The sequence below is a fragment of the Phytoactinopolyspora endophytica genome (assembly GCF_004138495.1).
GTDB classification, from domain to species: Bacteria; Actinomycetota; Actinomycetes; order Jiangellales; family Jiangellaceae; genus Phytoactinopolyspora; species Phytoactinopolyspora endophytica.
In genome coordinates this window covers 202748-212151 of sequence record NZ_ML142856.1, presented here as the reverse complement: position 1 = coordinate 212151, position 9404 = coordinate 202748, and the positions used below count along the sequence as shown (strand labels likewise).

Here is a 9404-nt window from a genome sequence, read left to right as displayed (position 1 = left end):
GGGCTCGCCGGTGCCTTCGAACGGCGGACGCGTGTTGCTGGTGGTCTGCTCGTTCTCCGGGGAAGCGATGACCAGGTCCTCGACCTCGGGGTCCTCCGGGTCTTCCGGGTCCTCGGGGTCTTCTGGGTCCTCGGGCTCACCAACGGTGAAGGTGCCCTCGGTGACCTCGGACTGCGAGTGGTCGCCGTAGAAAGCCTGCGCCGTGTAGGAGTACTCGGTCTCGGCCTCGAGCTCGGCCTCGACAGCGAACTCGCCGTCGGCGTTGACGTCGGCCTCGTACTCGCCGGCACCTTCAACGGAGAGCGTCACGCGGTGATCCGCGCCGGCGTTCTCGACCGAACCCTCGATGCTGGTCTCTGTCGCCTCGTCGACGACCGGAGCCGCGACCTCGACGTTCAGCTCCCAGTCGTCGCCGACCAGGTCGAAGGCGTTGTACTCGTTGCCGCTCATGGCGTAGCCGATGCCGATGTGGCCGGCTTCCGGGTCCCAGTCGTCGCAGGTCGAGCCCTCGGGCAGGACCGAACCGCCGGAGTTGACACCCACGGCGTAGTTACCAACGACGATCGAGCCGCCGCTGTCGCCACCGAACATGCAGGCCTCGAACGCGAAGCCCTGGACGTCGGCGGTGCCGCCGTAGCTGAACACCTCTTCCTCGGCGAGAACCTCACCGCAGGTCCAGCCAGTCGTGGCGCCGGAGCTGCAGGCGTCCTGGCCGACCATCGGGTCGATGGAGCCATGGACGGTCACGGAGCCGTCGGTGGGGTCACCGGCGCCTCCTCCCCACTGCGAGACCTCGGGCACGTTGCCCCAGTCCGCGGTGACGTCCACGAGGCCACCGTCGTGCATGACGTCCGCGCCGAACTGCGCGGAACCCGGGACCCATTCACCGATCGGGCCACCGATGTCGTCGATGTCGATCTCGCCGTCCGGGCCGACCGGCTCGTCGAGCACGAGGTGGTCGACGAGGTCCAGCTCGTTGCCGTCCGGGCCGTCGACGCCACAGTGACCGGCGCTGAGGTAGCGGTCGTTGCCGCCACCGTCATAGCCGTTGAAGCCGACCGAACAGCGGCCGACGTAGGAGCCGTCCTGGGACGAGATGTAGCCGTAGCCGCCCTTGAGGTCATCCTTCGCCTCGTAGTCGCCGTCGAAGTCCTTCTCCGGCGGCTCGCCGACCTCGATGGTGGCGCCGATGGACGCCAAGAGCTCTACCTCGGCCTCGGCAGAGACGTAGATGGTGACGTCCTGGCCGTCGATCGAGGCGCCGTTGATGCCGACGCCGTCGGCCTCAAGCTCGGCCACGACCTCTGCGGCGACCTTGGCGGCCTCCGCATTGGCCAGGTAGGCCTCGGGGGAGAGACCCAGGTCGCTCTCGATTGCGTTCTGCAGGCCCGCAGGCAGCTCGGCTGCCTGGGACGCGAAGTCGGCTGCATCGAACGTCTGCAGCGTTGGGAGGGATTCGTTGTCGTCCGCGTACGCGACGCCTGTTGTGGCGACCGCGCCCGCGCCGACGACGGCGGTGGCTGCCAGTACGCCTGCCAGCCGTTTCGCACCGCGTCGGTAACGGTACTTGGAGTTACTCACGCACATCTCCAGTTCTGTGTCATGAACATCACGTTCCGGTAGAGCCCCCCAAATAAATCCGGAGAAAGCACGCTGTTGACGCATTCGCCAACAGACCGGAACCGGCGTCACGCTACCGGAGGAGATGTCGTTTTTGTACCCACCCCCGATGTCTTAGATCGGGGCGACATATGGTAAGGAGAATCGATATGAGGCTATTTGTCCTAATTTGTCACGTAAGTGTCCGTATAGCGGTGCAGAATCACCCGTCGTGATGGCACGATGAAGGGCGTTGTGGCCGGTCACTCCAGCCGAGGGCTCAACCGGTGATCCCAACTGCAGCCGCGATACTCAGCTGCGGGTGAGGAACCGTCGCCGGGTCCAGAGCAGAACCGCTGCTCCCAGGACGAGAAAGCCGGTGCCGGCCAGGAGAATCGTCAGGGAGGCGCTCCCGGTGTCGACCAGGTCGTCGTCCCCGCCTGCGGCTCGCATCCCTTGCGGCGACGGTCGAGCGATGTCGAGCGTGGTCGAGGCTGAGCGTTCGGAGGACAGGTCATCGACAGCCTGGACCGCGGTCATGGTATAGGCTCCAGGCGGTACGTCGCCGACCTCGACCTGCCACTCCCCGGAGTCGTCCGTCTGCGTGAGGTGGTCTGCGGCGGCTGCGGTCTGTTCCGCGCCGTTGACGGACTCCCCGGCGGACGAGTCGTCCTCGTCGGCCGTATCCCGCTCGATCCGCAGCGCTACCGTGCTTCCTGGGATCCCGGTCCCGGTGACCGTGTACCCGTTCTCGATGTCGTCGAGCGGCCCGACGACCAACGGCGCCCCGGGCACGATCCCGACGCCTGCCACCTCGACGTTGTCGATGGTTCCGTCCACGTCCTGCGTCACGGTGGCGTCGAAGCGGCCGGCGCGAATCCCTTCGGGTGGAGACAGGGTCCAGGTGCCGTCGTCATCGACGACCGTGGACGACGACTGGTCGTCGAAGGTCAGCGTGATCTGAGCTCCTGGGTCGCCGGTGCCGGCGAAGTGCGGCTGCGTGTTACTGGTCTGTTCGCCCTCGGAAGGCGTCAGCACCACGAGCGAGGCCACTTCTGCCACGTCGAAACTTCCGGTGACGGCCTCGGAGGTGGTCGGCTCGTCGGCGCCCGGTGGCGTGTGTGTGACGGTAGCGCTGTAGCTATGGCTTCCCGGAGGCAGCGGTTCGTCGATCGGTGCCCGCCATCGCCCGTCGGCCCCCACCTCCGCCTCGACCGGATCTGCACCGCCGACGGAAACGACGACAGTAGAACCGGGTGCGGAGTCGGCGCGGCCGCGGATGGTGGGATGCCGGCCGGTCACGTCGCCCTCTGCGGGTGCGACAACGGTCGGGGCGCCCACATGCACCGATAGGTTCCAATCGTCGCCATACAGCGCCTGAACGCTCTCCTGGCCGCCGGAGAGCGGGTACGCGGCGGCGAGGTCTCGACCGTCCTCGGCTCCGCCGTCCGCGCAGTCTGTGCCGCTCCAGGTCGATCCGGAGCTGATCCCTACAGCGTAATTCCCGATCATGATCGGTCCGCCGCCGTCTCCAGGCAGTGTGCACGCGTCGAGCAGGAAGCCCGAGACGTCCTCGCCGCTGACCGGAATGACGCTCTCCGCGTCGAGGATCGTGCCGCAGGACCAGCCGGAGACGGCGCCTGAGGCACAGACCGGCGCACCGGCGATCGGGCGGATCGAGTCGTACACGGGCAGGGCGTTCCTTTGCCCATCTTCATCCGCGAGGCCTGCGACCTCGGGGCGGGGAGTCCACTCGTCGGAGGTGACCTCGAGGAGTGCCGCGTCGTTTCCGTCGCCGAAGTGGGAGGCGTCCCCGAGCAGCTCACCGATGGGTTCGGGCTCGGAGTCCTCGGTCTCGGAGTCCTCGGTCTCGCTCTCGTGGCCGGGGTCGAGGGATAGGTCCGGGAGATCGTCGGGGAGCAGGCCGCCGTCGTCCCCGTCTTCGTCTTCTTCGTCCGGCTCGTCCTCGTCTTCTTGATCGACGACGAGCGGGTGGCCTTGAAGGGTGTACGGGCCCTGGAGCTGGCCCGAGTCGCCCTGGCTGCAGTGCCCGGCGGTGAGCGTGGCATCGCCGCCGTCTCCGGTGACTCCGTTGAACCCGGCTGTGCATTCGTACGCGACGAGTGAATCGTGCGTCCAGAAGCCGTAGCCGCCGCTCAATGTTCCGGAGGCGTCAGCATCGGCGTCGGACTCGTCGCCTTCCCGGGAGAGCAGGTCTGAGTCACGCACCGGCTCGCCGGCGAGGTCGGTCTCGACCGGAACCACGCGGCCTTCCTGCCGATCGACGTAGGCCACCCTGCCCTGCTCGTGAGCGGCACGCAACGCGTCGGTCAGCGCGTCGCCGACGTGCACCTGGGCTCCCGTGGCAGCGGCCGCGGCTTGGTCCGAGCGGCTGTCGACGGCGATGTGCAGGGTCTGGTGGTCGAGCCACGCGGCGGCGACGATGTCACCGAGGGAGTCGACGACATCGTCGGCGACCCTCGTAGCAGCGGCCTGAGCGAGATACCTCTCCGCGGAGATATCCAGGTCACGCTCGATGGCGTCGATCAGGTCCGCCGGAAGATCAGCGGCCTGGTCCGAGAAGTCCTCGGGATCGAACTCGCTCATCGAGACCTCTGCGGCGGGTACATCCTCGTCGGCCTCTTGCGCGTTGGCGGTCGCGGCCACGAGCGTGCCTCCGATGACGGAGACACACGCCACGAGCATGCAGCGGCTGGCTGCCACTCCGCTCATGCGACTCTCTCCTGTTCCCCGTATGGACCCGCTGCGCGAATCGTGACATTAGCGGAACTCTTGACCGTGCGCGCACGCTGGATCCTGCAAACCCGAGCAAGGTTACCCCCGTTTGGGCCTTGTTGCATCCGGATCGCGGAGTTGCATGCAGCATGAGCCGTCGTTGTCAAGGACCGACGCACGTTCCACGAGGGGAGACGCGCTAGAATCACAAACGTCTGGGCCATGTCCCAGGTGCCGTGAGTGTCTGCGAAGCCGGTGAGAATCCGGCGCTGTCCCGCAACTGTGAAGCCCGCCCGCGTGAAGGTGGGACGAGCCAGGTCGCCAGCCTCTCGGCCCGGATTCGTCCTCGGTAGAGGGGCGGTTCGCGGGGCGGATGCCGCCCACGCGCCCTTTCGCCGTTGTGAAGGAGGCGTTGAATGAAGGACTTCCCCCGGTTCGCTGTACTCGCTGTCATCCCTATGGTGCTCGTGGCGTGCGGGAACGACGACGATGCGTCGGAAGCAGCCGAGCCCGGTCAGAGCGAGACAACCGCGGCCGAGGCGTCGTTCCCGGTGACCGTCGGAGACGGCGACGCCGCCGTGGAGATCCCGGCCGCGCCGGAACGGATCGTGTCGCTGTCGCCGACCGCTACCGAGATGTTGTTCGCCATCGACGCGGGAGACGAGGTTGTAGCTGCGGACGAGTACTCGAACTACCCGGAAGAGGCGCCGACGACGGACCTGTCCGGATTCGAGCCCAATGTCGAGGCGATCGTCGGCTACGACCCGGACCTCGTCGTGGCGTCCTCCGACCCGGGACAGCTGGTGTCCAGCCTGGCCGAGATCGATGTTCCCACCCTGGTCCTCGCTCCGGCGACGTCGCTCGACGACACGTACAGCCAGATAGAGCAGCTGGGCGCGGCGACCGGAAACGTCGGGGAAGCAGCCGAGGTGGTCGCCGGGGTCCGCTCCGACATCGACGAGATCATCGCGGAGGTCCCCGAGGACGCCGAGGACGTCACGTACTTCCACGAGGTCGACTCGAACCTCTACACCGTGACGGGTTCGACGTTCATCGGCGAGCTCTATGGACTGGCAGGCATGGTCAACATCGCCGATGAGGCGCCGGAGGCGGGTGGCGAATACCCGCAGCTGTCCCCGGAGTTCATCGTCAGCGCCGACCCCGACATGATCTTCTTCGCCGATGGAGGAGAGGGTGGCGTCACTACGGAGGACATCGCCGGGCGTCCGGGCTGGGACGAGCTGACCGCGGTCCGAGAAGACCGCGTCTTCGAGGTCGACAGTGACGTGGCCAGCCGCTGGGGGCCACGTGTGGTCGACTACCTGCGCTTCCTGGTGGACGAGAGAGTCGGCATGCTCGAGCCGGTTGGATGAGCTCGGTCAGCCCGCCACCCGTCGACGAGCCCGGCGGCACGCCCGAGCTACGTCCTGTCCGGCTGCCCCGCCGCTGGTTGCTGCTGGCGCTCGCTGTACTCGTCGTCGTGGTGTTGCTCGCCATGGTCACCGGCCCGGCCGGGCTTCCGCTGAAGTCAGTGCTGGTCGAGATCGTGAACCAGATCCCGGGCGTGGAGCTCGACGGCGGGCTCAGCGAGCGTGACGCAGCCGTGCTCTGGAAGCTGCGCGCACCCAGGATTGTGCTGGGCATGCTGGTCGGAGGCATGCTGGCGATCGCCGGCGCGGGGTACCAAGGCGTCTTCCGCAATCCGCTGGCCGATCCCTACCTGCTCGGTGTGGCCGCCGGCGCCGGGCTGGGCGCTACGTTCGCGATCGTCTCCGGGGGTAACCGCGTGATCCTGCCGCTGGCGGCGTTCGTCGGCGGAATCGCCGGGGTGGCGGCCACATACGCGCTCGGGCGGAGCGTGGGCGGGCGGAGCACGACGTCGCTGATCCTCGCCGGCGTGGCGGTGGCCGCCTTTCTGACCGCGGTCCAGACCTACGTCAACCAGCGCAACGTGGATTCGCTGCGCGAGGTGTACGGCTGGATCCTCGGCCGGTTGCTGACGGCCGGGTGGAGTGAGGTCCTGACCGTATTGCCCTACATCGCGATTTCGGCGGGAGTGCTGTTGGCCCATCGACGCCTGCTGGACGTGCTCAGCGTCGGTCACGACGAGGCCGGGACGTTGGGCGTGCCGGCGGCGCGCGTAAGGCTGCTCGTGGTACTTGCGGCGACACTCGGCACGGCGGCCGCGGTCGCGGTGAGCGGGCTGATCGGTTTCGTCGGGATCGTCGTGCCGCACATCGTGCGGATGCTGGCCGGCACCTCGTACCGGATCGTGTTGCCGCTGTCGGCCCTGGTCGGCGCCGCGTTTCTGGTGAGCGCCGACTTGGCTGCCCGGACGATGGTCTCACCCGGGGAGCTACCGGTGGGTGTGGTGACGGCGTTCATCGGCGCGCCGTTCTTCACGCTCGTCTTGCGGGCCTCACGGAGGGTGTGGTGAACGGACTCGTTGTGAGCCAGGTCGGCGTGTCGCTGATGGGCAAGCTGGTCGTCGACGATGTGACCCTCACGGTTCCGGTGGGGAGCTGGACGACCCTGGTAGGCCCGAACGGTGCGGGCAAGTCGACGTTGCTCCGCGCGGTGGCGGGTTCAGTGCGGCACTCGGGCGCCATCGAGTTCGGTGAGAAGCCGTTGGCCGGAATGCGGTCGCGGGAACGTGCCCGGATGGTCGCCGTCGTACCGCAAGAAGCCACCCGGCCCGCTGGGATGACGGTGCTCGACTACGTCCTGCTCGGGCGGACGCCCTATCTGCCGTATCTGGGGGTGGAGTCCGCCGAGGACCTGGCCGTGGCCGATGAGCTCCTTGACACGCTGGAGCTTCGAGACCTGGCGGAGCGGCCGGTGATGTCGCTGTCCGGCGGTGAGTTCCAGCGCGCGGTGCTCGCTCGTGCGCTGGCTCAGCAGGCGCCGCTCCTCCTGCTGGACGAGCCGACCAGTTCGCTGGACCTCGGTCATGCTCAGCAGGTTCTGGAGCTGGTGGACGAGTTGCGCGCGGAGCGTGGCCTCACGGTCGTCAGCGCGTTGCACGACCTCACGACGGCCGGCCAGTTCGCGGATCATCTCGTCCTGCTGGTCGACGGCGGGGTCGCAGCACAGGGGAAGGCCCAGGAAGTGCTTACCGAGGAGCTGCTTTCGGCTCACTACGGCGCCCGTGTGCGGATCCTCACCGATCCCGAAGGTGGCGTCGTCGTCGTTCCGTTGCGCGGAAACTCGGAGGGCGTCAGCCGGGGGGCCGGCTGAGCTTGGAAGGTGCGTCGGTAGGTGGAGGGGGAGACTCCGATCGCGGTGCGTAGGTGGCTGCGCAGTGACGCGGACGTTCCGAGTCCGGTCGCGCCGGCGATCTGATCGATGGGCAGATCCGTCGACTCCAGCAGGCGCCGGGCGTAGTCGACGCGTTGGCGAGTCAGCCATCGGTTCGGGCTGGTGCCCGTCTCGTCGCGGAACCGTCGGGTGAAGGTTCGGATGCTCATCGACGCGTGCTTGGCCATACTCGCCAGCGTCAGGTCAGCATCGAGCCGTTCCATGGCCCAGGCCCGAGTGGACGCGGTCGATGCGTCCTCATGATCGGGCATCGGCGCATCGATGAACTGAGCTTGACCGCCCTCGCGCCACGGTGCCACGACGCACGAGCGGGCGACCGCGTTGGCGGTCGTGCTGCCCTGGTCACGCCGGATGAGGTGCAAACATAGGTCGACTCCGGCGGCAGCACCTGCGGAGGTCAGCACGTCGCCGTCGTCGACGAACAGCACGTCGGGGTCGAGGAGGACGGCGGGGAACTCGCGGGAGAACTCGGCCGCGTGGTTCCAGTGGGTCGTGGCCGGTCGGCCGTCGAGCAGCCCGGCCACGGCCAGCACGTGTGCGCCGGTGCAGATGGAAATGATCCGGCTGCCACGTCGTCTGTGGTGCAGCGTCTCGACCACGGCGCCGACCTGGTGCGGATCCATCGTTGCGAGCTCCAGTGCTGGAATGACAACGGTGTCGGCTGAGGCGATCGCGTCGACGAGGCTCTCGCCCGGGGTGATCACGAAGTCGGCGCTGGTCCGCACTGGTTCGGCGTGCATGGACGCGGTGACCACCTCGTAGTGCGGTCGGCCGGTCTCGTCCAGCGCCGCCCCGAACAGGCGGGCGGGGACTGAGAACTCGAACGGGATGATGCCGTCCATGGCGATGACCACGACGCGGTGCGGGCGAACAATGCGGCGTGGACGAGCAACGTCGAGACGACTCATGGCCTGATTCTTTCACATGTTGACCATCCGGCCACTGTCCACGCTATCGTTCGACGCCCACGATGGATGTCATGCAGACAGGACTGGGATTCTTCGTGGACTCCGTGCCACAGACCATTGACTTGATCGAGCGGGCCGAGCGAGCAGGGGTTCCGGCCGTGTGGGCTGTGATGCCGGTGACCAGTTACGACACACCTACCTTGTTGGGCGCCGCTCTTGCCCGAACCGAGCGGATCACCGTCGGCACGGCGATCGTGCCGGTGTTCACGCGGCATCCGGTCGCACTGCTCAGCCAGGCCGCGACGCTTGAGGCGCTGGCGCCGGGGCGGCTGAAGCTGGGAGTAGGGACCGGCAACCTCGGGGTCACCGCGGCCGCGATCGGTGCGCCGATTGCACAACCATTGGCGCGCATGCGCGAGTACGTCGGCGTCCTCCGGGCCGGTCTAGAGCAGGGAAAGGTGAACCACCAGGGCGGGTTTTACACAGTCGATGCCGAGTTTCCAGCCGCTCCTGGCACACCGATCGTGCTCGCCGCGTTGGGAACCAAGGCGTTCGAGGCCGCGGGCGAGGTAGCGGATGCTGCAATGTCCTGGTACTGCCCGCCGGCGTACCTGGACGACGTCGCACGACCCGCGCTCGCTCGCGGCGCGGCGGCGGCAGGCCGGGCGGTCCCGCACATCGTGCAGCAGGTCGCCGTCGCGGTCACGGACGACCGCGCGGCGGCTCTGGAATGGGCGCGTCCGCACCTGGTGCCATTCGTCAATACGCCGGCTTTCGCGAACATGTTCGCCACGGCGGGATATCCACAGCCCGGCGACGGCGGCGTGACCGACGACCTGCTGG

The 9404-nt window shown here is 67.8% G+C and carries 7 protein-coding genes and 1 riboswitch; of the genes, 4 read left to right on the top strand and 3 right to left on the bottom strand.

Annotated elements, in window-relative coordinates:
- Both ELR45_RS17300 and ELR45_RS17295 read right to left on the bottom strand, forming a co-directional pair.
- Positions 1 to 1581, bottom strand: a 1581-nt coding sequence (locus ELR45_RS17300) for a S1 family peptidase (RefSeq protein ID WP_165367866.1), incomplete at its 3' end; no start/stop codon positions are given.
- Between the two features lie 330 nt (positions 1582 to 1911).
- Positions 1912 to 4332, bottom strand: a complete 2421-nt coding sequence (locus ELR45_RS17295; protein WP_129667502.1) for an Ig-like domain-containing protein — start codon at positions 4330 to 4332, stop codon at positions 1912 to 1914.
- Between the two features lie 209 nt (positions 4333 to 4541).
- Positions 4542 to 4681: riboswitch (cobalamin riboswitch) on the top strand.
- Between the two features lie 70 nt (positions 4682 to 4751).
- Between ELR45_RS17295 and ELR45_RS17290 the strand changes: the two genes are divergently transcribed.
- The 3 genes from ELR45_RS17290 to ELR45_RS17280 are packed head-to-tail and all read left to right on the top strand — an operon-like array spanning position 4752 to position 7572.
- Positions 4752 to 5708 carry an ABC transporter substrate-binding protein gene (locus ELR45_RS17290; RefSeq protein WP_129667501.1) on the top strand — a complete coding sequence of 319 codons (957 nt, stop codon included), beginning with the start codon at positions 4752 to 4754 and terminating at the stop codon, positions 5706 to 5708.
- Entirely contained in the window at positions 5705 to 6772 is a 1068-nt protein-coding gene (locus ELR45_RS17285; RefSeq protein ID WP_129667500.1) for a FecCD family ABC transporter permease, read from the top strand. The genes ELR45_RS17290 and ELR45_RS17285 overlap by 4 nt, the downstream gene beginning before the upstream one ends.
- 35 nt (positions 6773 to 6807) lie before the next feature.
- The gene (locus tag ELR45_RS17280) at positions 6808 to 7572 is read left to right on the top strand and encodes an ABC transporter ATP-binding protein (protein WP_129667596.1); all 765 of its coding nucleotides are present in this window, start codon (positions 6808 to 6810) and stop codon (positions 7570 to 7572) included.
- Here the strand turns inward: ELR45_RS17280 and ELR45_RS17275 are convergent.
- Positions 7473 to 8561 (bottom strand): GlxA family transcriptional regulator, encoded by a 1089-nt coding sequence (locus ELR45_RS17275; protein WP_129667499.1) that lies wholly within the window; start codon positions 8559 to 8561, stop codon positions 7473 to 7475. The genes ELR45_RS17280 and ELR45_RS17275 overlap by 100 nt on opposite strands.
- A 71-nt stretch (positions 8562 to 8632) precedes the next feature.
- Between ELR45_RS17275 and ELR45_RS17270 the strand changes: the two genes are divergently transcribed.
- The coding region (locus ELR45_RS17270; RefSeq protein ID WP_165367865.1) for an LLM class flavin-dependent oxidoreductase at positions 8633 to 9404 on the top strand (772 nt) is incomplete at its 3' end.

Bases quoted from the DNA above. Each gene is read 5' to 3' on its own strand.
- ELR45_RS17295 (WP_129667502.1), bottom strand. From the start codon at position 4,332: ATGAGCGGAGTGGCAGCCAGCCGCTGCATGCTCGTGGCGTGTGTCTCC.
- ELR45_RS17290 (WP_129667501.1), top strand. From the start codon at position 4,752: ATGAAGGACTTCCCCCGGTTCGCTGTACTCGCTGTCATCCCTATGGTG.
- ELR45_RS17285 (WP_129667500.1), top strand. From the start codon at position 5,705: ATGAGCTCGGTCAGCCCGCCACCCGTCGACGAGCCCGGCGGCACGCCC.
- ELR45_RS17280 (WP_129667596.1), top strand. From the start codon at position 6,808: ATGGGCAAGCTGGTCGTCGACGATGTGACCCTCACGGTTCCGGTGGGG.
- ELR45_RS17275 (WP_129667499.1), bottom strand. From the start codon at position 8,561: ATGAGTCGTCTCGACGTTGCTCGTCCACGCCGCATTGTTCGCCCGCAC.